At 62.4% G+C, this 25640-nt stretch carries 27 protein-coding genes; 18 read left to right on the top strand and 9 right to left on the bottom strand.

The annotated features are described in order from the left end of the window. The first annotated feature begins 45 nt into the window (after positions 1 to 45). A complete protein-coding gene (locus Tal182_RS21165) occupies positions 46 to 552 on the top strand; it encodes a GNAT family N-acetyltransferase (RefSeq protein WP_011427107.1) in 507 nt (168 codons plus the stop codon). 147 nt (positions 553 to 699) lie between these two features. Further along, positions 700 to 1236, top strand: coding sequence for an inorganic diphosphatase (gene ppa / locus Tal182_RS21160; protein WP_085860641.1), 537 nt, complete (start codon positions 700 to 702; stop codon positions 1234 to 1236). Between the two features lie 4 nt (positions 1237 to 1240). On the opposite strand, the gene Tal182_RS21155 is transcribed toward ppa, so the two are convergent. Next, positions 1241 to 1552, bottom strand: coding sequence for a DUF167 domain-containing protein (locus Tal182_RS21155; protein ID WP_064811515.1), 312 nt, complete (start codon positions 1550 to 1552; stop codon positions 1241 to 1243). Next, positions 1549 to 1839, bottom strand: a complete 291-nt coding sequence (locus Tal182_RS21150; RefSeq protein WP_011427104.1) for a YggT family protein — start codon at positions 1837 to 1839, stop codon at positions 1549 to 1551. Before Tal182_RS21150 ends, Tal182_RS21155 begins: the two co-directional genes overlap by 4 nt. Positions 1840 to 1978: 139 nt before the next feature. On the opposite strand from Tal182_RS21150, the gene Tal182_RS21145 reads away from it, so the two are divergent. After that, positions 1979 to 3211, top strand: a complete 1233-nt coding sequence (locus tag Tal182_RS21145) for an MFS transporter (RefSeq protein ID WP_064805464.1) — start codon at positions 1979 to 1981, stop codon at positions 3209 to 3211. A gap of 13 nt (positions 3212 to 3224) precedes the next feature. Here the strand turns inward: Tal182_RS21145 and Tal182_RS21140 are convergent, their stop codons facing one another. From Tal182_RS21140 to hemC, 6 genes are all read right to left on the bottom strand, one after another. After that, on the bottom strand, positions 3225 to 3980 hold the full coding sequence (locus Tal182_RS21140; protein ID WP_085861014.1) for a glutamine amidotransferase: 756 nt from the start codon (positions 3978 to 3980) through the stop codon (positions 3225 to 3227). After that, positions 3967 to 4452 carry a TerB family tellurite resistance protein gene (locus Tal182_RS21135; RefSeq protein ID WP_085860640.1) on the bottom strand — a complete coding sequence of 162 codons (486 nt, stop codon included), beginning with the start codon at positions 4450 to 4452 and terminating at the stop codon, positions 3967 to 3969. Before Tal182_RS21135 ends, Tal182_RS21140 begins: the two co-directional genes overlap by 14 nt. A gap of 17 nt (positions 4453 to 4469) precedes the next feature. Further along, complete coding sequence (locus Tal182_RS21130; RefSeq protein ID WP_085860639.1) at positions 4470 to 6080, bottom strand: heme biosynthesis protein HemY; 1611 nt, start codon at positions 6078 to 6080, stop codon at positions 4470 to 4472. 4 nt (positions 6081 to 6084) lie between these two features. After that, positions 6085 to 7359 carry a COG4223 family protein gene (locus Tal182_RS21125; RefSeq protein ID WP_170965839.1) on the bottom strand — a complete coding sequence of 425 codons (1275 nt, stop codon included), beginning with the start codon at positions 7357 to 7359 and terminating at the stop codon, positions 6085 to 6087. Positions 7360 to 7427: 68 nt separating this feature from the next. After that, positions 7428 to 8135 (bottom strand): uroporphyrinogen-III synthase, encoded by a 708-nt coding sequence (locus Tal182_RS21120; RefSeq protein WP_064811511.1) that lies wholly within the window; start codon positions 8133 to 8135, stop codon positions 7428 to 7430. Between the two features lie 7 nt (positions 8136 to 8142). After that, positions 8143 to 9072, bottom strand: a complete 930-nt coding sequence (gene hemC, locus Tal182_RS21115) for a hydroxymethylbilane synthase (RefSeq protein ID WP_085860637.1) — start codon at positions 9070 to 9072, stop codon at positions 8143 to 8145. Positions 9073 to 9144: 72 nt separating this feature from the next. Here hemC and tsaD point away from each other — a divergent pair, with 72 nt between their 5' ends. Genes tsaD through Tal182_RS21090 form a run of 5 tightly spaced genes read left to right on the top strand, consistent with a single transcriptional unit; the run spans position 9145 to position 12610 of the window. After that, entirely contained in the window at positions 9145 to 10242 is a 1098-nt protein-coding gene (tsaD, locus tag Tal182_RS21110; RefSeq protein ID WP_085860636.1) for a tRNA (adenosine(37)-N6)-threonylcarbamoyltransferase complex transferase subunit TsaD, read from the top strand. Then, entirely contained in the window at positions 10239 to 11222 is a 984-nt protein-coding gene (locus tag Tal182_RS21105; protein WP_064805450.1) for an NAD(P)H-dependent glycerol-3-phosphate dehydrogenase, read from the top strand. The genes tsaD and Tal182_RS21105 overlap by 4 nt, the downstream gene beginning before the upstream one ends. Before the next feature lie 10 nt (positions 11223 to 11232). Then, positions 11233 to 11526, top strand: a complete 294-nt coding sequence (locus tag Tal182_RS21100) for a YciI-like protein (RefSeq protein WP_064805448.1) — start codon at positions 11233 to 11235, stop codon at positions 11524 to 11526. Positions 11527 to 11528: 2 nt separating this feature from the next. Further along, a complete protein-coding gene (locus Tal182_RS21095; protein WP_064805446.1) occupies positions 11529 to 11960 on the top strand; it encodes an EVE domain-containing protein in 432 nt (143 codons plus the stop codon). Next, the gene (locus Tal182_RS21090; RefSeq protein ID WP_064805444.1) at positions 11957 to 12610 is read left to right on the top strand and encodes a methyltransferase; all 654 of its coding nucleotides are present in this window, start codon (positions 11957 to 11959) and stop codon (positions 12608 to 12610) included. The genes Tal182_RS21095 and Tal182_RS21090 overlap by 4 nt, the downstream gene beginning before the upstream one ends. Here Tal182_RS21090 and Tal182_RS21085 read toward each other — a convergent pair. After that, positions 12607 to 13113, bottom strand: coding sequence for a hypothetical protein (locus tag Tal182_RS21085; protein ID WP_085860635.1), 507 nt, complete (start codon positions 13111 to 13113; stop codon positions 12607 to 12609). The two genes, Tal182_RS21090 and Tal182_RS21085, sit on opposite strands and share 4 nt — an antisense overlap. Before the next feature lie 418 nt (positions 13114 to 13531). On the opposite strand from Tal182_RS21085, the gene sdhC reads away from it, so the two are divergent. The 10 genes from sdhC (at position 13532) to Tal182_RS21030 (ending at position 25630) form a co-directional block, all read left to right on the top strand. Beyond that, positions 13532 to 13927: a succinate dehydrogenase, cytochrome b556 subunit gene (gene sdhC / locus Tal182_RS21080; protein ID WP_085860634.1), complete on the top strand. Its 396-nt coding sequence runs from the start codon at positions 13532 to 13534 to the stop codon at positions 13925 to 13927. A gap of 10 nt (positions 13928 to 13937) precedes the next feature. Further along, positions 13938 to 14318 carry a succinate dehydrogenase, hydrophobic membrane anchor protein gene (gene sdhD, locus Tal182_RS21075; RefSeq protein ID WP_064805439.1) on the top strand — a complete coding sequence of 127 codons (381 nt, stop codon included), beginning with the start codon at positions 13938 to 13940 and terminating at the stop codon, positions 14316 to 14318. 7 nt (positions 14319 to 14325) lie between these two features. After that, positions 14326 to 16167 (top strand): succinate dehydrogenase flavoprotein subunit, encoded by a 1842-nt coding sequence (sdhA, locus tag Tal182_RS21070; RefSeq protein ID WP_085860633.1) that lies wholly within the window; start codon positions 14326 to 14328, stop codon positions 16165 to 16167. Positions 16168 to 16185: 18 nt separating this feature from the next. Continuing rightward, a complete protein-coding gene (locus Tal182_RS21065) occupies positions 16186 to 16965 on the top strand; it encodes a succinate dehydrogenase iron-sulfur subunit (protein WP_011427088.1) in 780 nt (259 codons plus the stop codon). Between the two features lie 466 nt (positions 16966 to 17431). Then, on the top strand, positions 17432 to 17947 hold the full coding sequence (locus tag Tal182_RS21055) for a protease inhibitor Inh/omp19 family protein (protein ID WP_064805435.1): 516 nt from the start codon (positions 17432 to 17434) through the stop codon (positions 17945 to 17947). A gap of 80 nt (positions 17948 to 18027) precedes the next feature. Next, a complete protein-coding gene (zapE, locus tag Tal182_RS21050) occupies positions 18028 to 19191 on the top strand; it encodes a cell division protein ZapE (RefSeq protein ID WP_085860631.1) in 1164 nt (387 codons plus the stop codon). Positions 19192 to 19367: 176 nt separating this feature from the next. Next, positions 19368 to 20330 carry a malate dehydrogenase gene (gene mdh / locus Tal182_RS21045; protein WP_085860630.1) on the top strand — a complete coding sequence of 321 codons (963 nt, stop codon included), beginning with the start codon at positions 19368 to 19370 and terminating at the stop codon, positions 20328 to 20330. A gap of 34 nt (positions 20331 to 20364) precedes the next feature. Further along, on the top strand, positions 20365 to 21558 hold the full coding sequence (sucC, locus tag Tal182_RS21040) for an ADP-forming succinate--CoA ligase subunit beta (protein WP_064805431.1): 1194 nt from the start codon (positions 20365 to 20367) through the stop codon (positions 21556 to 21558). A 19-nt stretch (positions 21559 to 21577) separates the two neighbouring features. Further along, positions 21578 to 22480, top strand: a complete 903-nt coding sequence (gene sucD / locus Tal182_RS21035) for a succinate--CoA ligase subunit alpha (protein ID WP_064805429.1) — start codon at positions 21578 to 21580, stop codon at positions 22478 to 22480. Between the two features lie 165 nt (positions 22481 to 22645). Next, positions 22646 to 25630, top strand: a complete 2985-nt coding sequence (locus Tal182_RS21030) for a 2-oxoglutarate dehydrogenase E1 component (protein WP_064805427.1) — start codon at positions 22646 to 22648, stop codon at positions 25628 to 25630. Positions 25631 to 25640 lie beyond the last annotated feature (10 nt).

Below are 25640 nucleotides of genomic sequence, written 5' to 3'. Positions count from 1 at the left end.
CGCCGCATATGGTTAATTGCCCGCGGCAGGACCAGAGTAAGCGTTATGAAGACGTTGTCGATCGATGTCCGGCGGGCCGAACCGCACGATGCCCGAGCCATTTCGGAGACGCACAGGCTCGCCTGGCAACACACCTATGCGGGCATCATTCCGCATCGCGCGCTGACGCAGATGATCGAGCGGCGCGGCGAAAACTGGTGGCGCAAGGCAACACGCGGACCCGCGACATTGCTGGTTCTCGATGTCGCGGGGACGGTCGCCGGCTATGCGACGCTCGGTCTCAATCGTGCCCGCGCCCTGCCGCAGGAAGGCGAAATCTACGAGCTTTATCTTCGCCCCGAATATCAGGGCATCGGTCTCGGCCACATGCTGTTCGGCGAGGCGCGCCGGCTGTTGAAGTCGCTCGGCTGCAACGGGCTGGTCGTCTGGTGCCTTGAAGAAAACGAGGCCGCCAGCCGCTTCTACCGCCATCACGGCGGGACCGATTTCTGCGAAGGCATGGAAAATTTCGACCACAAGCAGTTGAAGAAGATCGGTTTCATCTGGAACTGATCGGCCTGCTCGAGCGTCGCACGCCTCTCCTCTAAAGATTTTGCGGCATCACGCCGGTGTCATCACGCATCGGTGATCTGCCGTGTTGCGTTGCGAGATGAAACTGATTATCTGGCTTCGAGCAATTCAACCCCGCGGGAGTATCCTATGCGCATCGACGCCATTTCAATCGGTAACAATCCACCTGAAGACGTCAACGTTATCGTCGAGGTTCCTGTTGGCGGTCATCCGATCAAGTATGAAATGGACAAGGAGGCCGGCACGCTGGTCGTCGATCGTTTCCTCTACACGCCGATGACCTATCCGGGCAATTACGGTTTCGTACCGCACACGCTGTCTGAAGATGGCGACCCGATCGACGTGCTGATCGCCAGCACCCGGCCGCTGGTTCCGGGCTGCGTCATCAACGTCCGTCCAATCGGCGTCCTGAAGATGGAAGACAATTCCGGCAAGGACGAGAAGATCATCGCCGTGCCGTCGCCGAAGCTGACGCTGCGCTATGAGAAGGTGAAGAACTTTACCGATCTTCCGGAGATCACGCTGAAGCAGATCGAGCATTTCTTCGAACACTACAAGGATCTGGAGCCCGGCAAGTGGGTGAAGATCTTCGGCTGGGGCGATTCCAAGGAAGCCGGCCAGCTCATCATCGAAGCTGTCGAGCGGGCCAAGAAGGCGAAGGGCTGACCCCTCAGCCTAATAGCGCTTCGAGCTTTTTTACCAAATCCTCCGGGTCGCCCTCGATCCGGAGGATTTTTTTGCGCGCCGTCTCGCCGGAGACGAGGCTGATGCTGGATTTCGGAATGCGCAGCGACCGGGCGATCAGCAGGATCAGCGCCTTGTTGGCCTTGCCCTTCTCGGGCACTGATGTGACGCGCGCCTTCAACAGGGTCTCGCCGTCGCCATCCTCCTCGATGCCATCGATCGCGTCACGCCCGCCATTCGGCGTCAACCGAACGGCCAGGCGCAAGTGATCGCCGGAAAATCTCCAGGGAGGGCTCAAGCGACCAGCGGGTATAGCGTGGTCCAAAGGAAGGTACGCAGGAAGAAGATGATCACCAGCAGGATGATCGGCGAAATATCGATGCCGCCGAGATTCGGCAGCAGACGGCGGATCGGCTTCAGCGCGGGTTCGGTGACATTGTAGAGGAACATGCCGACCGAATTGACGAACTGGTTGCTGGAATTGATGACGTTAAACGCATAGAGCCAGGAGAAAACGGCACTGGCAATCAGTATCCAGGTGTAAATATTCAAAACCAAATCAATGGTTTGAAACAAGGCAAACATCGTCGTCTCCAATTGGTTGTTGACAGACATGTAGACATTGGCGACTAAACGGGCAAGTGCCGTGTCGAAACGCATGGCAGATCATGTTTAACGGGCGGCCTCGCAGCCATTCCGGCGCCCGCTTCCTCGGACAAGGCCCATGTCGTTTTCGCCCACCGGAGACCGTTTCGCCGCGTTTCGGCATTCGTCCTACACGCGCTTCTTCTTCGCGCGCTTTCTGCTTTCCTTCTCGCAGCAGATCGTCAGCGTCGCCGTCGGCTGGCAGATGTACGACCAGACCGGCAAGGCGATCTATCTCGGCCTGATCGGTCTCGTGCAGTTCCTGCCGTCGCTGCTGCTCATCCTCGTCACCGGTTCGGTCGCCGATCGGCACAATCGCCGGGCCATCGCCGCTCTTTGCTCTCTGGTAAGCGCGCTCTGCACGCTGGCGCTGCTGATCATGACGGCGACGGAGACCTTCGCGCCCTGGCCGGTCTTTGCGGTGCTCCTTATTTTCGGGATCGAGCGTGCCTTCATGTCGCCGGCAGTGCAGTCTCTCGCACCCAATCTCGTGCCCGAGCACGCCCTTTCCAATGCGATCGCCTGGAATTCATCGTCCTGGCAGCTAGCGGCGATCACCGGGCCTGTTATCGGCGGCCTGCTCTACGGGGTCAGCGCGACCACCGCCTATACGGTGGCGGTCATCTTTTCCATCCTCGGGGCGGCTCTTCTCTTCATGATCCCGAAGCCGGAACAGAAGACGACGGGTGAGGCCAAGAGCTGGGCGATGATTCTCGGCGGCTTCAGTTTCATCCGTGCGGAAAAAGTGGTGCTCGGCGCGATCTCGCTCGATCTCTTCGCCGTTCTGCTCGGCGGCGCCACTGCGCTGATGCCGATCTTCGCCCGCGATATTCTGACGCTTGGCCCCTGGGGCCTTGGATTGCTGCGCGCAGCACCGGGCCTTGGGGCTATCGTCATGGCGATCTTCCTCGCCGCCTACCCGCTGAAACACCGCGCCGGCCTCTACATGTTCATCGGCGTTGCCCTGTTCGGTGTCGGCACCATCATCTTCGGCGCCTCGACCAATACCGAAATTTCGATCGCGGCCCTTGCGCTGATGGGCGCGGCCGATATGGTGTCGGTCTATGTGCGCGAGAGCCTGATCGCGCTCTGGACGCCGGATCAGCTCCGCGGCCGGGTCAATGCGGTCAACATGGTCTTTGTCGGCGCTTCGAACGAACTTGGAGAGTTCAGGGCGGGCACGATGGCATCGGTCTTCGGTGCTGTGCCGGCAGTCATCATCGGCGGGATCGGAACTCTGGCGGTTGCGGCGATCTGGGCTTCCAGTTTCCCGAAGCTGCGCCGGATCGACACGCTCGACGCGCCCGCCTGACCGCTAAACGGGATTATGCGTGCAGAGTAATAGACGGTGTCGCCTTCGCCGACTTTCCCTCAAAGACGAGATCGAGGAATTCTGTCAGCCAGGCTCTCAGCGGCGCGTCGAACAGCATGCGGCCTTCGAGGTGTTCGCGGCCCTGCTGGGCGTTCGGCAGAATGAAGCGGTGCGCGCCGTGCACGACCCAGCGATGCATCATCACCCGGGTGAGCTCGGCATGGAACTGCAGGCCCCAGGCGTTGCCGTCGTAATGGAAGGCCTGGTTCGGGTAGGCATCGCCTTCGGCGAGCAGATCGGCGCCGTGTGGCAGCTCGAAACCTTCGCGGTGAAAATGATAGACCATCTTCGGCCAGTGCATCAGCAGGCGGCCCTTCTCGGTCGGGTGCAGCGGGTACCAGCCGATCTCCGTCGAGCCGTCGGCATTCGGCTGCACCTTGCCGCCGAGATGACGCACCAGCATCTGGGCACCGAGGCAGATGCCGAGAAAAGGGCGTTTTTCCCGTAGCGGGACCTCGATCCAGTCGATCTCCTTCTTGATGAAGTCATCCGGATCGTTGGCGCTCATCGGTCCGCCGAAGACGACGGCGCCGGCATGATCTGCGAGCGTCGCCGGAAGCGGATCGCCGAGGACCGGGCGACGGATGTCGAGGCAGTAGCCTTTTTCGACCAGCAATTGCCCGACACGGCCGGCACTGGACCGCTCCTGATGCAGGACGATAAGGATCGGTCGCCGGTCGCGGTCCGGATTTTGCTCAGTCGGCATCATCTTGCGCAACCTGGATATCCGTGACCCTGGCGGCCGCCTCCTGCCGCTTCTGGATGCGTTCGCGTGAGGAGACCCCGAGCAGATCGGCGATACGCCAGATGACATGGTCTTCCATCTCGCTGCGCTCGCCATCGGCGTAAACGATGTCCCAGAGAATGCCGATCAGCTCCAGCCGTTGCTCGGTATCGAGATGGCGTTTCAGGTCGGCGGTGAAGCGATAGTAGTCGACGGCGGAGCTTTCGGCTTCGAGGCCGGCGGCCATCAAAGCATCGAGCTGCTTGCTGTCGAGCGAATACTGCTCCTTCAAGAGCTTGCGCAGCCGCTTCTTTTCACTGGCCTTGATCTGACCGTCGGCCTCCATGACCTGCATGCACAGCGCTGCCACTGCGATGCGCGGGTCATCGGGAGCAAAGCCTTTCTTCGGGCGGTCGGCGGTGAGCTTCTGAAAGAATGCCTGAAAGCGTTCGAACATGCGGTTTTCGTTCCATTTCAGAAAAGGCGAAGCCGGGTCTTGGGTTCCGGTTCCGCCCTGGAATCGCGAACGCCGGGATCGTCCGGCAGTCCGCCAAAGAAAGGCTTTGCTTCGTTCGGTACCGGCGCTTTGTCGCCGGCGGCCGGTTCGACGGGTTTCGGCTTTGCCGGCGCCGGCGCGGGGCGCACGGCCTCGGCGATCGTCGCGGCGCGCTCCAGCTCAATGATGCGGTGATCGTTGACCGGGCTTTCCGGCTTGACGTCACGCAGCGGCGGCAGGGTCTTCAGGGCGTTTTCGATCGAGGCGGGCGCCGACCCGTCTTCAAGCGGCCCCTCGATCTGACCGAAGGGCGCCTTCCATTCGAAGGCGTCGAGACGACCCGTGACCGGCGACACCGGCAGCCATTTGTCGGAGACGAAACCATCCGCCACCCAGGCGGGATCGCGCGGGGCTTTCAGTGCCTGGGCCAGCCAGTGGCGCACGCGGCCCTGGTCGCCGGACTCGGCTTCCTCGATGTCGGCGAGCAGCAGGAAGGCGGCTTCACGCGGCTCAATACGCGCCGCCGCTTCCGCCTTGGCGCGCGCCTTGGCGAATTCCTGCGCGTCGAGCGCCGCCTGGGCGACGATGAGAAGAGATTCGACATTGTTCGGGCGCATCGTTTCCAGCCGCTCGGCGCGCTTCAGCCGGTCGAGCTTGGAATCGCCGCTGCGGGCTCTGACATAGGTCTGGCCAATCTCGGGATGAGGCGCCGATTTCCACACCTGTTCGAGGATCGAAGCGGCCTTGCGCAGACCGCCTTCGCGGAACAGTGCCTTTGCGGCAATGAGAGCGGCCGGAACGAAATCGGCGGCGAACTTCAGCGCCTGCAGGGCGTCGTCGCGGGCGCCGGCCGGGTTGCCTTCCAGCTTCTCGGCGGCGCGTGCCGTCAGGAGCACGGCGTGCAGGCGGTTGGCCTCGGGTTTTTCGACGACGCGGGCGGCCTTCTGTTGCTCGAGCAGACGGATCGCATCGTCCCAACGGCCGGCTTGGCTGCGATATTCGAGAGTCGCCTGGGCGGCCCAGGGCAGATAAGGGGCATTGTCGGCGGCCTTTTCGGCATATTGGCGGGCGGCCTCGTTGGCTCCGAGGCGGCGGGCTTCGAGATAGAGGCCGCGCAGGCCAAGCTCCCGTGTTTCCGGGTCATTGGCCATGGCCTCGAATTTGGCGCGCGCTTCGTCATGGCGGCCTTCGATCAGCGCGGCCTGAGCCTCGAGCAGGTTGATTAGCGGCTCCTGATCGGCGCGGATGAGGCCGCGCGAGCGAGCGGCCATCTTGCGGGCAAGTAATGCATTGCCTGCGCCGGCGGCGATCAGGCCGGTCGACAGCGCCTGATAGCCGCGGTCGCGCTTGCGGGCACGGAAATAGCGGGTCACCGAATGCGGCGAAGTCCAGACCAGGCGAACGAACCACCAGGCGATCATCACGGCGGCGATGAGGGCGATGATCGCGCTGACGGCGACGATCAGCTTGGTCTGGTAGATCTGGCCCTCCCAGATCAGCGAGATGTCGCCGGGACGATCGGCGAACCAGGAGAAGCCGTAGGCGAGAGCCAACACGAAGAGGGCGAAGACGACAAGACGGATCAGCATGGTCTTATCCTTCCTTGCCTGTGCCGGAAACCGCTTTCGACAGCGCCCCGCCAACCAGCTCCTCGACACGGATGCGCGCCTCCAGAGACTGTTTGAAGGCGGCGGACGCCTGCTTGCCGGGGGCCGGTAGAGCGTTCCATTCGGCGGAAGCGCCGGGCAGATCGCCGTTCTTCACCTTGTCCTCCAGGCGGGCGGCGATCGCTTCGACGCTCTCACCTTCGATATTGCCGACCGGACGGACCTTGACCAGCGATTTCGCGCTCGCCATCAGCCGGTCCGACCAGCTCTGGTTCGGGTCCGGCTGGTTGACGGTTTCGACGATTGTGGTCGCAACGTCGGGAACCTGGCGCATCAGTTCGGCGCGCGAGGGAACGCCTGTCTCGGCAAAGCCACGCAGGTCGGTGACGGCAGGATCGTCGGGCGCGACGCCGGCGAAGGTGTCGAGTTCGGCCAGGAACGGCCCGCCACGATCGATCGCTGCCTTCAGGGCGGCTGCCGCGATCGCCCGCGCGACGGCAACATCCTCGCGCGGCTCGTTGAGTTTCTTTTCGGCCTCGGCGAGGCGCTTGTCGATATCGGCGGCGCTGCTCGTCTGCTGGTCGGAGGACTGCGCAAGTGTCGAGCGCAACTGGTCGACCTGACTGCTCAGCTCTGCAATCTTCTGGTTGAGCGCCTCGACATTTGCAGGATCGGCCGACGGCGCCGCCGCGGGGTTCTTCGCAGCCGTTTCCAACGCGGCGACCCGCGTCTCAAGCGCGCCGTCGCCCGCGCCTGCGGGATTGGCGGCAAGGTTGGCGACGGTCTGTTTCAAGCCGTCGATCTCGCCGGAGAGATCGGCGATCTCGGGCGAGGAGGTCTCAGGTGCGGAGGAACCGGGGAGGTAACCGGCATATTGAATGACGCCTGCACCAAGCAGCGCCACGAGGCCGCCGAAAATGCCGGCGGCGATAAGACCGGAGGTGCTGGCGCCCCGCGGAGCGGGCTGTTCGGCAGGGGGCGTGGAGGACGGTTCGGCGGCTGCCGGCGTCTCCTCTTCCTCCTCCGGCTCCGATTCGGGCTTGTTTTCAGGTTCAGGCTGCGACGCCGCTTCGGTTTCGGGCGGCGGACCGAGATCCGCAGGGGGGCTATCGGCGTCGCCGGAATCATTGTTCACCGGCTTTTCGGTATCGGCTTCGGAGGCGAAGTCCTGCGCATCGAGGTCGATCGTGACCGGCTCATCGGCGCTCTTCGAATGGCGTGGCGGGTTTCCCGATACCATGAGGTCCTCTTTATCCTGCATTGCAACGAAACTAGACAGTGATGCCAATTAAGGGAAGAGGTTAGATCAAATTTGGGCGGCTAAAGCATTCAAAGCAGCGACAAAAGACTTTGCTCATCCGGCATGGACGAAATCGCCACGGTTTTTTTCAGGGACATCGGAATGGCCTGCGCCACTGCTTCGCTCAGGCAGAGAAGGCGGATTTCGCGGTGTTCCGACAGGGCTGATCGCAGCTCCGCCAAGTGAAAAAAATCTTCCACCGTCTGCCGGGAATAGAAGAGAACGGCGTCAGGGCGGCCGCCGGAAAAGAGAGCTTCGATCTCAGTCGGGCTCGGAGCAACCGGCGTCATGCGATAGCATTCGGCGACCGAAAAGCAGATCCCGAGTTGGCGCAATCTTGTTTCGAACGTTTCGGCGCGCGGCATGCCGGCGAGGTAGAGTAACTCTTCTGTTGTCTGTGCGGCGACGAGATCGGCGAGATCGCGGCCGTTGCCTGCGGACGCGGCGACCGAGCGGAAACCGAGACGGCGCGCCTCTTGCGCGGTCATCTCGCCGACCGCAAACAGCGGACGGAGAAGATGCGGACGAAGTTTCTCGCCGAGCGCGGACACGACCCTGACGGCTTCGGCGCTGGTCACCGCGATCGCGCCGCTGGTGGCTTCGAGTGCGCCTGCAGCTGCGGCACTGTCGTGCCGTGGCCGGCGCAGCGGCAGCAGCAGCGGCTCGTGGCCCATATCGCGCAGACGTTGTGCTGTTCTTGTCGCTGAATGCGCGGGGCGGGTGACGAGCACACGCATGGCCGCTTCAGTGCCAGTCGTCGAAGAAGGTACTGCCGGCTCTTGCGCGCACGTCCTGGCCGGCGCGGGTGCCGAGTGCGGCCGCATCGCGGCGGTGGCCGTCGGTCGTCACCGCATGCTGGCTGCGGCCGTCGGGCGTGAGGATCAGGCCGGAGAATCGAATCAGGTCGCCCTCGCAGACGGCATAGCCGGCGATCGGTGTGCGGCAGGAGCCGTCGAGAGCAGCGAGGAAGGCGCGCTCGCAAGAGACGGAGTCGAAGGTCGTGGCATCGTTGACCGCCGCCAGCAGGTCATCGATTTTTGTGTCGCCGACGCGGCTTTCGATGCAGATCGCCCCCTGCGCCGGCGCCGGCGGGAAGGTGTCGGGGTCGAGGACATCGGTGATCACCTCGACCTTGCCGAGGCGTTTCAGGCCGGCCAGCGCCAGCAGGGTCGCGTCAACCTGACCCTCATCGAGCTTGCGCAGGCGGGTTTCGACCGAGCCGCGGAAGGTGATGACGTTGATGTCGGGCCGCATGCGGCGGATCAGCGCCTGGCGGCGCAGCGACGAAGAGCCGACGGTGGCGCCATGCGGCAGGTCAATGAGCTTGCGCGCGGTGCGGCCGACGACGGCGTCGCGGATATCCTCGCGCGGCAGATAGGCAGACAGGTGAAGGCCGTCCGGCAGATGCGTCGGAATGTCCTTGGCGGAGTGCACGGCAAAATCCAGCTCGCCTGACACAAGCTTCTGTTCGAGCTCCTCGGTGAAGAGACCCTTGCCGCCGATCTCGGCCAGCGACCGATCGGTGATGCGGTCGCCCCTGGTGGTCAGCACGACGATCTCGAACATCTCTTCAGGCAGGTTGTGCGCCGCCATCAGCCTGTCGCGGGCCTCATGCGCCTGGGCAAGCGCCAGCGGGCTGCCCCGCGTGCCGATCCGGAAAGGTTTTGTTTGCATCCGCTCTGTTCCGTTGTTACCGGAATTCTCGTAAACGGGTTTCCGTTCCATCGCAATGAATGAACAGGCCACATGGTTCCCTTTCTGCGCATCCTCGGCATCGAAACAAGCTGCGACGAGACCGCCGCAGCCGTCGTCGAGCGCGATGCGGAGGGGCATTGCAACGTCCTGTCGGATGTCGTGCTTTCCCAGCTCGATGAGCACAGCGCCTATGGCGGCGTGGTGCCGGAGATCGCCGCGCGCGCCCATGTCGAGGCGCTGGACGAGCTGATCGAGCAGGCGTTGAAGCGCGCCAATGTGTCGCTTGATGATGTCGACGCCATCGCCGCCACTTCAGGGCCGGGCCTGATCGGCGGACTGCTTGTGGGATTGATGACCGGCAAGGCGATCGCCAGGGGCGCCGGCAAACCGCTCTACGCGGTCAACCATCTCGAGGGCCATGCGCTGACGGCGCGGCTGACCGACGGGCTCTCCTTTCCCTATCTGGTGCTGCTGGTCTCCGGCGGCCATACCCAGCTGATCCTGGTGCGCGGTGTCGGACAGTATGAACGTTGGGGCACGACGATCGACGATGCGCTCGGCGAAGCTTTCGACAAGACGGCAAAGCTGCTCGGCCTGCCTTATCCCGGCGGTCCGGCGGTGGAGCGGATGGCGCGCGACGGCAATGCCGATCGCTTCGATTTTCCGCGCCCGCTCGTCGGCGAGGCGCGGCTCGATTTCTCCTTTTCCGGTCTGAAGACGGCGGTGCGACAGGCGGCGCAGGATATCGCGCCGCTCAGCGATCAGGACGTGGCTGATATTTGCGCCTCGTTCCAGCGGGCGGTTTCGCGCACGCTGAAGGACCGCATCGGCCGCGGCCTGCAGCGGTTCAAGAGGGAGTTCCCGACGACCGGCGAGAAGCCGGCGCTGGTCGTTGCGGGGGGTGTCGCCGCCAATCTCGAACTGCGCGCGACGCTGCAGGCGCTCTGCGACAAGAACGGCTTCCGCTTCATTGCGCCGCCGCTCAGCCTCTGCACCGACAATGCCGTGATGATCGCCTGGGCGGGGCTCGAGCGCATGGCGACGGGCGTAGCGCCTGATACACTCGACGTGCAGCCGCGTTCGCGCTGGCCGCTCGATGCCAATGCCGAAACGCTGATCGGCTTTGGCAAGAGAGGAGCCAAGGCATGAGCGAAAAGATCGTCGTCATCGGATCGGGCGCTTTCGGGACGGCACTTGCCGCCGTCATCGCCCTTGCCGGCCGCAGCGCCGTGACGCTCGTCGGACGCAAGCCATCGCTGATGGCCGATCTGAAGAGCGAACGGCTGCATGATGCCGTGCTGCCCGGCATTGTCCTGCCGGAATCGCTCGAATTCTCCGCCGAGGCGGAGGCGGTCGCCGACGCCTCGATCGTGCTTTTTGCGATGCCCTCGCAGGCGCAGGCCGATGCGGCGCGGCAATATGGTCCCTATATGTCGAAGGATGCCGTTGTCGTCACCTGCGCCAAGGGCATCGAGCGGACGACGGGCAATCTTTTGACCGACATGCTGGAGCGGGAACTGCCGGACCATCCGGTTGCGGTTCTCTCCGGTCCGGGATTTGCCGCCGATATCGCCAAAGGACTGCCGACGGCGATGGCGATCGCGGCTGATGACATGGAGACGGCCGAGCGGCTCGCTCAGGCGATCTCCGGGCGGACCTTCCGACTCTATGCCTCCACCGATCGCATCGGCGTGCAGCTCGGCGGCGCGCTCAAGAATGTACTGGCGATCGCCTGCGGCATCGTCGAAGGCCGCGGCATCGGTGAATCCGCCCGTGCGGCGTTGATTGCCCGTGGTCTCGCGGAAATGTCGCGTTTCATCGTGGCCAAAGGCGGTCAGGCCGATACGGTGCGCGGACTTTCCGGTCTCGGCGATCTGGTGCTGACGGCGACGAGCCATCAATCGCGGAACCTGCGTTTCGGCATTGCGCTCGGGCGCGGCGAAAAGACCGATCCCGCGCACGGCGCGCTGGTGGAGGGTGCGTTTGCCGCTTCCGTCGCCTCCCGGCTTGCCGCGGAGCTTTCGATCAGCATGCCGATCACCGATGCCGTTTCCGCCATCATCGACGGCAGGCTCGATATATCGGACGCCATCGAGCAGTTGATGACGCGTCCAATCACCACCGAATAGGAGAATAGACATGCTTTTCGCCCTGCTCTGCAAGGACAAGCCGGGACATCTGAACGTCCGCATAGAAACGCGGCCGACGCATCTTGCCTATCTCGACAAGCTCAATGCCGAAGGCAAGCTCTCCATGGCCGGCCCTTTCCTTGACGACGAGGGCAAAGCCTGCGGCAGTCTGGTGCTTGTCAAGGCGGAGACGGCACAAGAGGCAAAGGCGCTCGCCGATGCCGATCCTTACGCCATGGCCGGTTTGTTCGAAAGCGTCGATATCAAGCCCTTCAACTGGGTCTTCAACAAGCCGGAGGCGTGAGCATGGCGCATTGGCTCTATAAATCCGAACCTGCCTCCTGGTCCTGGGAGCAGCAAAAGGCCGCAGGCGAAAAGGGCACGGAATGGACCGGCGTGCGCAACTATCTGGCGCGCAACAACATGCGGGCGATGCAGATCGGCGACAAAGGGTTCTTCTACCATTCTAATGACGGGCTGGAGATCGTCGGCATCGTCGAAGTCGCAGCGCTGTCGCATCCCGACTCCACCGCCAAGGGCGACCCGAAGTGGGATTGCGTCGATATCCGCGCCGTCATGGACATGCCGAAGCCGGTGACGTTGAAGGACGTCAAGGCGAACCCGAAGCTCGCCAAGATGTCGCTCGTCACCTCCATGCGCCTTTCCGTGCAGCCGGTGACCGATGACGAATGGGCCGAAGTCTGCCGCATGGGCGGGCTCGACAATCCGCCGCGTTGAAAACCGATCCGGAAGCCTTCATCCGCGCCAATACCAGTCTGATGGCGCCGCCACATGTGCCGGAGATTTCGCTGCATCTTGCCAGCGAGGCGCATGAGCTCTGGCTGAAGACGGAGGAGGAGCTGGAAGCGATCGGCCTGCCGCCGCCTTTCTGGGCTTTTGCCTGGGCGGGCGGGCAGGGACTGGCGCGCTACATCCTCGATCACCCGGAGATGGTGCGCGGCAAGCGTGTGCTGGATTTTGCCAGCGGCTCCGGCCTCGTCGGCATTGCCGCGATGATGGCCGGTGCGCGTGAGGTGACGGCCGCCGATATCGATCCCTGGGCGGAGACGGCGATCCGGCTGAACGCCAAGGCCAACGGCATTCTTCTCGGATTTACCGGCGCCGACCTGATCGGACAGGATATCGACGCCGATATCGTGCTTGCCGGCGACGTCTTCTATGACCGTGCCTTCGCCGAAGCGCTCGTTCCCTGGCTGACGAGGCTGACGGGGCAAGGCATATTGGTTCTGGTCGGCGATCCCGGGAGAAGCTATCTGCCACGGGAACAACTGGAATTCTGTGCGGCCTATCAGGTACCGGTGACGCGGGCGCTTGAGGACAGCGAAATCAAGAAGACGACGGTCTGGCGCTTCGGCTTAAGATCTTAAGGCCGGATCACGCAGACATTGGCCTCGTAGCTGCAGGGATCGTCCTGGACGGCGACGTCGATGACCTTCGCTTTTGGCGCCTGGGGCGCGAGCCGTGCGGCCGGATAATACCCGTAGCCACTGCCGCCGACATAAGTCCCGCCATCGATGTGATAGGCATAGGAGCCGGCATAAGTGTCGCCGCTGTCGGCACCCGGCGGCTGGGGCGCGAAGATGACCAGGCTGCTGCGGGCGACACGATTTGTCGCGGGGGACGAAAACTGTTTCAGGAACGGCATCCGCCCCCTGTCGTGTCGGCGAATATAGGCATTGTCGAAACGGATGCCGCGATCGCGCCAGCCGAGACGTTGTCCGAGAAGCAAGCCGTTGTGCAAGGCGTGGCGGTGGCCAAGGAAACGATGATCGCCGAAGCGATGATCGAAACGGCGCTCGCCGGCGGCGGCAGGCAAGGCGACAAGCGCGGCGAGCGCAAGCAGGGCGACTGCAGACAGACTGCGAAACATGGATGCCAGCCTCCGGAATTCCCGATCGTTAACAAATCGTTAATGCCCAGATTGCGCCAAAAGCCGTGGCTTGTCCATGCGGCTGGGAAGAACGGCATAAATATTGAGCCGAAAAGACCAGTTTCGTGGGCGCGGTTCAGCTTTTCGCCGAAGCGCAGAACCGCTCTAACCTTTTGTTCTTACGCAATTCCGGGCGGAAAATCTCTTCGCAGCTTTTCTGGAATTGCTCCCGCCCGCAAACTTCGCGGTAACCCGAATCGATTAAATTAAAAGCTGACAGCGATTGTGCTTGTCGTCGGGCTTTCCGGTGAGTAAACGTCGCAATTGATGCAACGCACACAGAGAATTTTGTCATTCGTGTGGTTGACTGAGCATGCTCCGAAATCCGGGAGCGCATAGAAGCCGCCGCGAGGTTCTGATGGCGAACGTGACAAATAACCGGCCCCTGTCGCCGCATTTGCAAGTCTATAAACTTATTCCCACCATGGTCATGTCGATCGTCCACCGCATCACCGGTGGTGCGCTCTACGTCGGCACGCTGCTCGTCGCCTGGTGGCTGATTGCGGTGGCAAGTGGCCAGAGCTCTTACGACTGGGCCAACTGGGTGCTCGGCAGCCTTCTCGGCAAGCTCGTACTGCTCGGCTACACCTGGGCACTGCTGCACCACATGCTCGGCGGTTTCCGCCACCTCATGTGGGACCTCGGCCACGGCTTCGAGAAGGAAGTCTCGACCAAGCTCGCCATCGCCAACGTCATCGGATCGCTCTGTCTGACCGTGCTGGTCTGGGCGATCGGCTTCCTCATTCGCTTCTGAAGGTCCTCTCATGGATATGCGCACCCCCCTCGGCAAGGTTCGCGGGCTCGGCTCCGCCAAGGAAGGCACAAGTCACTTCTGGCGTCAGCGGCTGACCGCCGTCTCCAATATTCCGTTGATCCTCTTCTTCGTCATCTTCATGATCACCTATGCCGGCGCGCCCTATGCGGATGTGGTTCGCGCCCTGTCGAACCCCTTTGTCGCCGTGGTCATGGGATTGATGGTGATCTCGGGCGTCATCCATATGAAGCTCGGCATGCAGGTGATCATCGAGGATTATGTGCATGCCGAATTCGGCAAGATCGCTCTGCTGATGCTGAACACGTTCTTTGCGATCGTGATCGCCAGCCTCTGTCTCTTCGCCATTCTGAAAATCGCATTCGTAGGATAAGCTCGACATGGCACCGACTTCACCCGCCCAGAACGGCAAGGCCTACAAATATGTCGACCACTCCTATGACGTGATCGTCGTCGGCGCCGGCGGCGCGGGCTTGCGCGCGACGCTCGGCATGGCCGAGCAGGGTTTCCGCACCGCCTGCATCACCAAGGTGTTCCCGACCCGCTCGCATACGGTTGCGGCCCAGGGCGGCATCGCCGCCTCGCTGCGCAACATGACGCCGGACAGCTGGCAGTGGCATCTCTATGACACCGTCAAGGGTTCCGACTGGCTCGGCGACGTTGACGCCATGCAGTATCTCACCATGGAAGCGCCGAAGGCGGTCTATGAGCTCGAGCATTACGGCGTGCCGTTCTCGCGCAACGAGGAGGGCAAGATCTACCAGCGCCCGTTCGGCGGCCACATGCAGAATTACGGCGAGGGTCCGCCGGTGCAGCGCACCTGCGCCGTTGCCGACCGTACCGGCCATGCCATCCTGCATACGCTCTACGGCCAGTCACTGCGCAACAACGCCGAATTCTTCATCGAATATTTCGCGCTCGATCTGATCATGTCTGAGGACGGCAGCCGCTGCACCGGTGTCGTCGCCTGGTGCCTCGATGACGGTACGATCCATCGCTTCGCTGCAAAGATGGTGGTGCTGGCGACCGGCGGCTACGGCCGCGCCTATTTCTCGGCCACCTCGGCCCATACCTGCACCGGTGACGGCGGCGGCATGGTGGCACGCGCCGGCCTGCCGCTTCAGGACATGGAATTCGTGCAGTTCCACCCGACCGGCATCTACGGTTCGGGCTGTCTGATCACCGAAGGTGCGCGCGGCGAAGGCGGTTACCTCGTCAACTCCGAGGGTGAGCGCTTCATGGAGCGTTATGCACCTTCGGCCAAGGATCTTGCCTCGCGCGATGTCGTCTCGCGCTGCATGACGCTGGAGATCCGCGAAGGCCGCGGCGTCGGCAGGAACAAGGACCACATCTTCCTGCATCTCGACCATCTCGATCCGGCGGTTCTGCATGAGCGCCTGCCGGGGATTTCCGAGAGCGCCAAGATTTTTGCTGGCGTCGACGTCACGCGCGAACCGATCCCGGTTCTGCCGACCGTGCATTACAATATGGGCGGCATTCCCACCAATTACTGGGGCGAAGTGCTGAACGCCGACGCCGCCAATCCGGAGCGGATCATCCCCGGCCTGATGGCTGTGGGTGAAGCCGGCTGTGCCTCCGTGCACGGCGCCAACCGCCTCGGCTCCAACTCGCTGATCGACCTCGTGGTCTTCGGCCGCGCCGCCGCGATCCGCGCCGGCGAGGTGATCGACCGCGCGGAGCCGATCCCGCATCTCAACGTGGCCGCCTGCGACAAGATCATGGACCGCTTCGACGGCCTGCGTCACGCCAGCGGCGGCACGCCGACGGCTGTGCTGCGCGAGAAGATGCAGCGCGCTATGCAGGAAGACGCCGCCGTCTTCCGCACGCAGGAATCGCTGGAATCCGGTTGCCAGCGTATTTCGGCGATCTGGGGCGAAATGAAGGACATCAAGGTCACCGACCGGTCGATGGTCTGGAACTCCGATCTCGTGGAAACGCTCGAGCTGCAGAACCTGATGGCAAACGCCATCACGACGATCTACGGCGCCGAGGCCCGCAAGGAGAGCCGCGGTTCGCACGCCCGCGAGGATTACACCGAGGGCGCATTCTCCGGCCGCGACGACGTCAACTGGCGCAAGCATACGCTCGCCTGGGTGAGCGAGGCAGGTGAGGTGAAACTCGACTACCGGCCTGTTCACACCGAGCTGATCGCCGAAGGCATCGATCCGCACAAGATCGAGCCGAAGGCGCGCGTCTACTGATATCAAGAGGAACCTGGCATGGTTGAACTCGCTCTCCCCAAAAATTCCCAGATGCGCGAAGGCAAGGTCTGGCCGAAGCCGGCCGGTGCGACCAACACGCGCGAATTCCGCGTCTACCGCTGGAGCCCGGACGACGGCCAGAATCCGTCGATCGACACCTTCTACATCGATGTCGACGATTGCGGCCCGATGGTGCTCGACGGTTTGCTCTACATCAAGAACAAGATCGACCCGACGCTGACGCTGCGCCGCTCCTGTCGCGAAGGGATCTGCGGTTCCTGCGCGATGAACATCGACGGCACCAACACGCTTGCCTGCACCAAGGGCCTCGACGATATCACGGGCGCGGTGAAGATCTATCCGCTGCCGCATCTGCCTGTCGTCAAGGATCTGGTGCCCGATCTCAGCAACTTCTACGCCCAGCATCGCTCAATCGAGCCCTGGCTGAAGACGGTGTCGCCGACGCCGGCCAAGGAATGGAAGCAAAGCCATGAGGACCGGCAGAAGCTCGACGGTCTTTATGAATGCATCCTCTGCGCCTGCTGCTCGACCTCCTGTCCGAGCTACTGGTGGAACGGCGACCGTTATCTCGGTCCGGCCGTTCTGCTGCAGGCCTATCGCTGGCTGATCGATTCCAGAGACGAGGCGACGGGCGAACGTCTCGACAACCTCGAGGATCCATTCCGCCTCTACCGCTGCCACACGATCATGAACTGCGCGCAGACTTGCCCGAAGGGCCTCAACCCGGCCAAGGCAATCGCCGAAATCAAGAAGATGATGGTCGAGCGCCGGGTCTGATTGGTATGCATGCCACTCGACTGGACGGCTTCGATCCCGGAGCCGTCGCGGAAATCACGCATCCGTTTGGCGATCGAAAGCGGCAACCGCGCCTGGCGCTTTCCGTCTCCCGATCATCATGGTGCCGGGAAGGTTGCGGCAAATTATGTCGGGCTTATGCGGCAACATTTTCAAGACCGCGGCGAAGCCGGTGTGGCTATTCCTGCGCAGTTCGTTCGAGCACTATTCCGAGACATTGCGGAAGTTTGGCAGAAATCCTGGCAGAGATGAGCGTGCGCAACACCTTGCTGACAAATTCTATGTGCAGGAAGTTTTGCGGCAGGGCAGTTGAACTGTATCGTTTTTCGGTTAGGTGTTGTCACGGGCAATTTCTGCAACCCGACTTGATTAACCAAAGCGAATTACGATAATCGAACTTGTCTCACGCCCGTTCTTTGCGGCGATAGCCGAATTCAGGAGTATGATGATGCAGTTGCGATATGCGATGACAGGTCTGGTGGTGGCTCTCGCGCTAGCCGGTTGTCAGCGTACGGCATATGATTACAGCTCCAACTCGAACGCCGGGCCGGCGCCGTTGACGGCGCAGCCTGTCCCCTCCGTCCAGGGCGGCCAGCTTCCGCCGCCGACCGGCAGCTCGCAGTTTCCGGCCGCGCCGACGGCGACGGCACCGATGCCTGGGGCACAGTCCGGCGCCATGGCTGCGAATGCGCTCGACGTCACCAAGGAATCGATGGTCGGAAGCTGGCGCGTCAACGGCAGCTGTGACATGTTCCTGACGCTCACCAATCTCGGCAGCGGCTCGCGTGGCGGCACGCGCGGCTGCGTCGGCGAGCTGACGGCGATGGGCTCCTGGGAGGTCGCGGGCAAGCAGGTGCTGCTCAAGGATCGTTCGGGCAACCAGATCGGCAGTGTCTACAAGACGGCCGACAATCGCTTCCAGGGCCAGACGAATACCGGTCAGCCGATCAGCCTCAGCCGGTAATTAACCGGCGCGGTAATCAAACCGGCGCGGTAAACGATCCGGCGGCGCCCCACCGATGACCGACAGGCGGACATGCCCTTATGCAGCCAATGCCAGATTATGCGCTCAGCGTCTGCGAACAGCTTAAATCGCTGACGCTTTCCGGTGCTTTGCAGGTCGATTCCGCCCAGATGGATGTGGCCAAAAGCCTGGATCGGGTGCTCGCTGGATTGAAACAGCAACGACCGGCGGCGAAATCGAGCGCGCTGGGCTGGCTGTTCGCCTCGAAGAAGAAAGCCGCAGGCGGCATCAAGGGGCTCTATATCCACGGCAGTGTCGGACGCGGCAAGACGATGCTGATGGACATGTTCTTCTCGATGGCGCCGTGCAAGAAGAAGCGCCGGGCGCATTTCCACGAATTCATGGCGGATGTGCACAATCGCATCGCCGCCCACCGGCAGAAGCTCAAGAACGGTGAGACGAAGCAGGCCGATCCGATGCCGCCGGTGGCCGCAGCGCTTTACGAGGAAGCGGAATTGCTCTGCTTCGATGAGTTCACCGTCACCGACATTGCCGATGCAATGATCCTGTCGCGGCTGTTTTCCGAGCTCTTTTCGCGGGGATGCGTGCTGATCGCGACCTCGAATGTCGAACCGGACAATCTCTACAAGGATGGGCTCAATCGCGGCCTGTTCCTGCCCTTCCTCGCTCTGCTGAAACAGCATGTCGATGTCGTCACCCTGGATTCGCCGACCGATTACCGGATGGAGAAGCTGAACAGCCAGCCGGTCTATCTCGTTCCGATCAACGAACATAACGACATGGCGATGGAGGCATCCTGGACGCAGGCGCTGCATGGGCGCAAGGCGCAGCCGCTCGACATCCCGATGAAGGGGCGATCCATCCACGTGCCGCTTGCCGCCGACCGGATGGCCCGGTTCTCCTTCGCCGATCTTTGCGAGAAGCCGCATGGAGCGGCCGATTTCCTGGCCATCGCCGAACGCTTCGATATGGTCTTCCTCGATCACGTTCCCTTGCTCGGGCCGGAGAAGCGGAACCAGATCAAGCGTTTCATCATTCTGGTCGATACGCTCTACGATCATGCCGTGCGGCTTTACATATCCGCGGCGGCATTGCCGGAGAACCTGCTCGTCCATCGGCGGGGCACCGAGGGCTTTGAATTCGATCGCACGGCCTCGCGCCTGTTTGAGATGCGGAGCGCGGAATATCTTGCGCTGCACCATGAGAAACGCGCCGCAGAGTAACGATGCAGTGACAAAATGTCTTACGTTTACGTAAGAATTTTACTATCTAAACGATTGAAAATGCTGCATCAAAATTAATGGATTGCCATTTTTAGCCTTTGGGTCTATGCGGGTGCGTCATTGGGCGGTGCCTTCAAGCGTCGTTCGACGAATTTGATCGCAAAGGAAACAGCGAAATGGCGCGTAACAAGATCGCACTCATTGGTTCTGGCATGATTGGTGGCACGCTGGCGCATCTCGCCGGCCTGAAGGAGCTGGGCGACATCGTCCTCTTCGACATCGCCGACGGCATCCCCCAGGGCAAGGGCCTCGACATCGCACAGTCCTCTCCGGTCGAAGGCTTCGACGCCAATCTGACCGGCGCCAGCGACTATTCGGCGATCGAAGGCGCCGACGTCTGCATCGTCACCGCCGGCGTCCCGCGCAAGCCGGGCATGAGCCGCGACGACCTTCTCGGCATCAACCTCAAGGTCATGGAGCAGGTCGGCGCCGGTATCAAGAAGTATGCCCCGAACGCCTTCGTCATCTGCATCACCAATCCGCTCGACGCCATGGTCTGGGCGCTGCAGAAGTTTTCCGGCCTTCCGGCCAACAAGGTCGTCGGCATGGCCGGCGTTCTCGACTCCTCGCGCTTCCGTCTCTTCCTCGCCAAGGAATTCAACGTCTCCGTTCAGGACGTGACGGCCTTCGTACTCGGTGGCCACGGCGACACGATGGTGCCGCTCGCCCGCTACTCGACGGTCGGCGGCATTCCGCTCACCGACCTCGTCACCATGGGCTGGGTCACCAAGGAGCGCCTCGAAGAGATCATCCAGCGCACCCGTGACGGCGGCGCCGAGATCGTCGGCCTGCTGAAGACCGGTTCGGCCTATTATGCGCCGGCTGCCTCGGCGATCGAAATGGCCGAATCCTACCTCAAGGACAAGAAGCGCGTCCTGCCTTGCGCGGCCCATCTGACCGGCCAGTACGGCGTCAAGGATATGTATGTCGGCGTTCCCACCGTCATCGGCGCCGGCGGCGTCGAGCGCGTCATCGAGATCGACCTCAACAAGTCCGAGAAGGAAGCCTTCGACAAGTCGGTCGGCGCCGTCGCCGGTCTTTGCGAAGCCTGCATCAACATCGCGCCTGCCCTGAAGTAATCGGCGCTGAAGTAATCGAAACAGGGATAGACCCATGAACATTCATGAATATCAGGCCAAGGCTCTGCTGAAGGGCTATGGCGCACCGGTTGCCGAGGGTGTGGCAATTCTCAAGGTTGAAGAGGCCGAGGCGGCCGCCAAGTCGCTTCCCGGCCCGCTTTACGTGGTCAAGAGCCAGATCCATGCGGGCGGCCGCGGCAAGGGCAAGTTCAAGGAACTGTCGCCGGAAGCCAAAGGCGGCGTACGTCTCGCCAAGTCGATCGAAGACGTCGTTGCCAACGTCAAGGAGATGCTCGGCAACACGCTGGTGACTGCGCAGACCGGCGTAGCCGGCAAGCAGGTCAATCGCCTTTATATCGAAGACGGCGCCGACATCGAACGCGAACTCTACTGCTCGCTGCTGGTCGACCGCTCGGTCGGTAAGGTCGCCTTCGTCGTCTCCACCGAAGGCGGCATGGACATCGAAGCTGTCGCCCACGATACGCCCGAGAAGATCCAGACCATCGCCATCGATCCAGAAGCCGGCGTGACGGCTGCCGACGTCGCCAAGATCTCCGCCGCTCTCAAGCTCGAAGGCGCTGCCGCAGAAGACGCCAAGTCGCTCTTCCCGCTGCTCTACAAGGCCTTCAACGAGAAGGACATGTCCCTTCTCGAAATCAACCCGCTGATCGTCATGAAGAATGGCCATCTGCGCGTCCTCGACGCCAAGATGTCGTTCGACGGCAATGCGCTCTTCCGTCACGACGACGTCCGGGCGCTGCGCGACGAGACCGAAGAAGACGCCAAGGAAATCGAGGCTTCCAAGTGGGACCTCGCCTATGTTGCGCTCGACGGCAATATCGGCTGCATGGTCAACGGCGCGGGCCTCGCCATGGCGACGATGGACATCATCAAGCTCTACGGCAAGGAGCCGGCCAACTTCTGCGACGTCGGCGGCGGCGCCGGCAAGGAGAAGGTCGCTGCGGCGTTCAAGATCATCACCGCAGACCCCAAGGTCGAAGGCATTCTCGTCAACATCTTCGGCGGCATCATGAAGTGCGACGTCATCGCCGAGGGCGTCATTGCCGCGGTCAAGGAAGTCGGCCTCAAGGTTCCGCTCGTCGTGCGCCTTGAAGGCACCAATGTCGAGCTCGGCAAGAAGATCCTGAACGAGTCGGGTCTCGCGATCACGGCGGCTGACGACTTGGACGATGCGGCCAAGAAGATCGTCGCGGCGATCAACGGCTAATTTTGAGGGATCGGAAAGAATGTCTATTCTCGTCAATAAAGACACCAAGGTCCTCGTTCAGGGTCTGACCGGCAAAACCGGCACGTTCCACACCGAACAGGCGCTCGCTTACTACGGCACCCAGATGGTCGGCGGTATCCACCCGAAGAAGGGCGGCGAAACCTGGACCGGCGCGAAGGGCGAAAGCCTGCCGATCTTCGCGACCGTCGCCGAAGGCAAGGAAAAGACCGGCGCCAACGCATCGGTCATCTACGTTCCGCCGGCCGGCGCTGCCGACGCGATCATCGAAGCGATCGACGCCGAGATCCCGTTCATCACCTGCATCACCGAAGGCATCCCGGTCATGGACATGGTGCGCGTCAAGGCTCGCCTCGACCGCTCCAAGTCGCGACTGCTTGGGCCGAACTGCCCGGGCATCATGACGCCGGAAGAGTGCAAGATCGGCATCATGCCGGGCTCGATCTTCCGCAAGGGCTCAGTCGGCATCGTGTCCCGCTCGGGCACGCTGACCTATGAAGCCGTCTTCCAGACCTCCAACGAAGGTCTCGGCCAGACGACGGCCGTCGGCATCGGCGGCGACCCGGTCAAGGGCACCGAGTTCATCGACGTGCTCGAGATGTTCCTGGCCGACGAAGCCACGACCTCGATCATCATGATCGGCGAAATCGGCGGCTCTGCTGAAGAAGACGCGGCTCAGTTCCTCAAGGACGAAGCCAAGAAGGGCCGCAAGAAGCCGATGGCCGGCTTCATCGCCGGCCGTACGGCGCCGAAGGGCCGTACCATGGGCCATGCCGGCGCCGTGGTATCAGGCGGCAAGGGTGACGCGGAATCGAAGATCGCGGCGATGGAATCGGCAGGCATCAAGGTGTCGCCGTCTCCGGCCCGGTTGGGCAAGACGCTGGTTGAAGTCCTGAAGGGCTGAAGCCACCTATAGACCGGGCGGAGGAACGGCATCTGCGCCTTCCGCCCGGTTCGCAAACGAGACCGGCAGATGCGCCGCGGACAGGCGGCGATCGAATGCGGCAGCCGGCGATGAGCCGGCAAAATCATCAAGTCAGGAGGCGGGCCGAAGCGTCCGCATATCACCATGGCACGGCAAGAAGCCAACGAGCAGTTTCAGATCACCTCGTTTCTGGATGGCGCCAACGCGGCCTATATCGAGCAGCTCTATGCGCGCTACGAAGAGGATCCGGCGTCGGTCGACGATCAATGGCGCACCTTCTTCAAGGCGCTGGAAGACGATCCTGCCGATGTGAAGAAGGCGGCCAAGGGAGCATCCTGGCGCAGGAAGAACTGGCCGCTGGCACCTCGCGGCGATCTGGTGTCGGCGCTCGACGGCGACTGGGGCATCGTCGAAAAGGCGATCGAGACGAAGGTGAAGGCCAAGGCCGAAGCCGAGGGCAAGCCTGCCGACAGCACCGACGTGCTGCAGGCGACGCGCGATTCCGTCCGCGCCATCATGATGATCCGCGCCTACCGCATGCGCGGCCACCTGCATGCCAAGCTCGATCCGCTCGGAATCGCCGCCGCCGTCGACGATTATCGCGAGCTGTCGCCTGAGAATTACGGCTTCACATCAGCCGATTACGACCGCAAGATCTTCATCGACAACGTGCTCGGCCTGGAATATGCGACCATCCCCGAGATGATCGAGATCCTCGAGCGCACCTATTGCTCGACACTCGGCGTCGAATTCATGCATATTTCCAACCCGGAAGAGAAAGCCTGGATCCAGGAGCGCATCGAAGGCCCCGACAAGGGCGTGGCCTTCACCGCTGAAGGCAAGAAGGCGATCCTTGCCAAGCTCGTCGAAGCCGAAGGCTACGAACAGTTCCTCGACGTCAAGTTCAAGGGCACCAAGCGCTTCGGCCTCGACGGCGGCGAATCGCTGATCCCGGCTCTGGAGCAGATCCTGAAGCGCGGCGGTCATCTCGGCCTGAAGGAAGCCGTGTTCGGCATGGCCCATCGCGGCCGCCTCAACGTGCTCTCGCAGGTCATGGGCAAGCCGCACCGCGCCATCTTCCACGAATTCAAGGGCGGTTCCTACGCACCCGATGAAGTCGAAGGCTCCGGTGACGTCAAGTATCATCTCGGTGCATCCTCCGACCGCGAATTCGACGGCAACAAGGTACACGTGTCGCTGACGGCAAACCCGTCGCATCTCGAAATCGTCGATCCCGTCGTCATGGGCAAGGCGCGCGCCAAGCAGGACATGAGCGCTACGGTGTGGGAAGGCGACATCATTCCGCTTTCCGAACGCTCCAAGGTTCTGCCGCTGCTGATCCACGGCGATGCGGCTTTCGCCGGTCAGGGCGTCATTGCCGAAATCCTCGGTCTTTCCGGTCTGCGCGGCCACCGTGTTGCCGGCACCATGCACGTTATCATCAACAATCAGATCGGTTTCACGACGAACCCGGCCTTTTCGCGCTCGTCGCCCTATCCGTCCGATGTCGCCAAGATGATCGAAGCGCCGATCCTGCACGTCAACGGTGACGATCCGGAAGCGGTCGTCTACGCAGCCAAGATCGCGACCGAATTCCGCATGAAGTTCCACAAGCCTGTGGTGCTCGACATGTTCTGCTATCGCCGCTACGGCCACAATGAAGGCGATGAGCCGTCCTTCACGCAGCCGAAGATGTACAAGGTCATTCGCGGCCACAAGACCGTGCTGCAGCTTTATGCGGCGCGCCTCGTCGCCGAGGGACTGCTCACCGAAGGCGAAGTCGAGAAGATGAAGGCCGACTGGCGCGCGCATCTCGAGCAGGAGTTCGACGCCGGCCAGAGCTATAAGCCTAATAAGGCCGATTGGCTGGATGGCGAGTGGTCGGGCCTGCGCACGGCCGACAATGCCGACGAACAGCGCCGCGGCAAGACCGCGGTGCCGATGAAGACGCTGAAGGAGATCGGCCGCAAGCTCTCGGAAATCCCGGCGGGCTTCAACGCGCACCGCACGATCCAGCGTTTCATGGAAAACCGGGCCAACATGATCGCCACCGGCGAGGGCCTCGACTGGGCGATGGCCGAAGCGCTCGCTTTCGGCGCGCTTTGCCTCGAAGGCCACAAGATCCGCCTGTCCGGTCAGGATTGCGAACGCGGCACCTTCTCGCAACGCCATTCGGTTCTCTATGATCAGGAAACCGAGGAACGCTACATTCCGCTCGCCAATCTTTCGCCGACGCAGGCCCGCTACGAAGTCATCAACTCGATGCTTTCGGAAGAGGCCGTGCTCGGCTTCGAATACGGCTACTCGCTCGCCCGCCCGAATGCGCTGACGCTCTGGGAAGCGCAGTTCGGCGATTTCGCCAACGGCGCGCAGGTGGTCTTCGACCAATTCATCTCGTCGGGCGAACGCAAGTGGCTGCGCATGTCCGGCCTCGTCTGCCTGCTGCCGCACGGCTATGAAGGCCAGGGCCCGGAGCACTCCTCAGCTCGTCTGGAACGCTTCCTGCAGCTCTGCGCGGAAGACAACATGCAGGTCGCCAACGTCACGACGCCGGCGAACTACTTCCACATCCTGCGCCGGCAGCTGAAGCGCGACTTCCGCAAGCCGCTGATCCTGATGACTCCGAAATCGCTGCTTCGCCACAAGCGGGCAGTCTCGACGCTTGCGGAACTCGCCGGCGAATCGGCTTTCCATCGCCTGCTCTGGGACGATGCCGAAGTGATCAAGGACGGCCCGATCAAGCTGCAGAAGGACAATAAGATCCGCCGTGTCGTCATGTGCTCCGGCAAGGTTTATTACGATCTTCTCGAAGAGCGTGAAAAGCGCGGTATCGACGACATCTACCTGCTGCGCGTCGAACAGCTTTATCCTTTCCCGGCTAAGGCCCTCATCAACGAGCTGTCGCGCTTCCGCAACGCCGAGATGGTCTGGTGCCAGGAGGAGCCGAAGAACATGGGCGCATGGTCGTTCATCGACCCGTTCCTCGAGTGGGTGCTCGCCCATATCGACGCGAAGTACCAGCGCGTCCGCTATACCGGCCGCCCGGCCGCCGCCTCGCCGGCGACGGGCCTGATGTCGAAGCATCTGTCGCAGCTCGCCGCATTCCTCGAGGATGCATTGGGCGGCTAAATCAAAGGGG

Origin of the sequence: Rhizobium sp. TAL182, from assembly GCF_002117725.1 — a bacterium.
Lineage (GTDB): Bacteria > Pseudomonadota > Alphaproteobacteria > Rhizobiales > Rhizobiaceae > Rhizobium > Rhizobium esperanzae.
The sequence above is the reverse complement of the archived record's forward strand: the minus strand, read 5'-3'. Positions and strand labels throughout refer to the sequence as shown.

Bases quoted from the DNA above. Each gene is read 5' to 3' on its own strand.
- Tal182_RS21165 (WP_011427107.1), top strand. From the start codon at position 46: ATGAAGACGTTGTCGATCGATGTCCGGCGGGCCGAACCGCACGATGCC.
- ppa (WP_085860641.1), top strand. From the start codon at position 700: ATGCGCATCGACGCCATTTCAATCGGTAACAATCCACCTGAAGACGTC.
- Tal182_RS21150 (WP_011427104.1), bottom strand. From the start codon at position 1,839: ATGTTTGCCTTGTTTCAAACCATTGATTTGGTTTTGAATATTTACACC.
- Tal182_RS21145 (WP_064805464.1), top strand. From the start codon at position 1,979: ATGTCGTTTTCGCCCACCGGAGACCGTTTCGCCGCGTTTCGGCATTCG.
- Tal182_RS21140 (WP_085861014.1), bottom strand. From the start codon at position 3,980: ATGATGCCGACTGAGCAAAATCCGGACCGCGACCGGCGACCGATCCTT.
- Tal182_RS21135 (WP_085860640.1), bottom strand. From the start codon at position 4,452: ATGTTCGAACGCTTTCAGGCATTCTTTCAGAAGCTCACCGCCGACCGC.
- Tal182_RS21130 (WP_085860639.1), bottom strand. From the start codon at position 6,080: ATGCTGATCCGTCTTGTCGTCTTCGCCCTCTTCGTGTTGGCTCTCGCC.
- Tal182_RS21125 (WP_170965839.1), bottom strand. From the start codon at position 7,359: ATGCAGGATAAAGAGGACCTCATGGTATCGGGAAACCCGCCACGCCAT.
- Tal182_RS21120 (WP_064811511.1), bottom strand. From the start codon at position 8,135: ATGCGTGTGCTCGTCACCCGCCCCGCGCATTCAGCGACAAGAACAGCA.
- hemC (WP_085860637.1), bottom strand. From the start codon at position 9,072: ATGCAAACAAAACCTTTCCGGATCGGCACGCGGGGCAGCCCGCTGGCG.
- tsaD (WP_085860636.1), top strand. From the start codon at position 9,145: ATGGTTCCCTTTCTGCGCATCCTCGGCATCGAAACAAGCTGCGACGAG.
- Tal182_RS21105 (WP_064805450.1), top strand. From the start codon at position 10,239: ATGAGCGAAAAGATCGTCGTCATCGGATCGGGCGCTTTCGGGACGGCA.
- Tal182_RS21100 (WP_064805448.1), top strand. From the start codon at position 11,233: ATGCTTTTCGCCCTGCTCTGCAAGGACAAGCCGGGACATCTGAACGTC.
- Tal182_RS21095 (WP_064805446.1), top strand. From the start codon at position 11,529: ATGGCGCATTGGCTCTATAAATCCGAACCTGCCTCCTGGTCCTGGGAG.
- Tal182_RS21085 (WP_085860635.1), bottom strand. From the start codon at position 13,113: ATGTTTCGCAGTCTGTCTGCAGTCGCCCTGCTTGCGCTCGCCGCGCTT.
- sdhC (WP_085860634.1), top strand. From the start codon at position 13,532: ATGGCGAACGTGACAAATAACCGGCCCCTGTCGCCGCATTTGCAAGTC.
- sdhD (WP_064805439.1), top strand. From the start codon at position 13,938: ATGGATATGCGCACCCCCCTCGGCAAGGTTCGCGGGCTCGGCTCCGCC.
- sdhA (WP_085860633.1), top strand. From the start codon at position 14,326: ATGGCACCGACTTCACCCGCCCAGAACGGCAAGGCCTACAAATATGTC.
- Tal182_RS21065 (WP_011427088.1), top strand. From the start codon at position 16,186: ATGGTTGAACTCGCTCTCCCCAAAAATTCCCAGATGCGCGAAGGCAAG.
- Tal182_RS21055 (WP_064805435.1), top strand. From the start codon at position 17,432: ATGCAGTTGCGATATGCGATGACAGGTCTGGTGGTGGCTCTCGCGCTA.
- zapE (WP_085860631.1), top strand. From the start codon at position 18,028: ATGCAGCCAATGCCAGATTATGCGCTCAGCGTCTGCGAACAGCTTAAA.
- mdh (WP_085860630.1), top strand. From the start codon at position 19,368: ATGGCGCGTAACAAGATCGCACTCATTGGTTCTGGCATGATTGGTGGC.
- sucC (WP_064805431.1), top strand. From the start codon at position 20,365: ATGAACATTCATGAATATCAGGCCAAGGCTCTGCTGAAGGGCTATGGC.
- sucD (WP_064805429.1), top strand. From the start codon at position 21,578: ATGTCTATTCTCGTCAATAAAGACACCAAGGTCCTCGTTCAGGGTCTG.
- Tal182_RS21030 (WP_064805427.1), top strand. From the start codon at position 22,646: ATGGCACGGCAAGAAGCCAACGAGCAGTTTCAGATCACCTCGTTTCTG.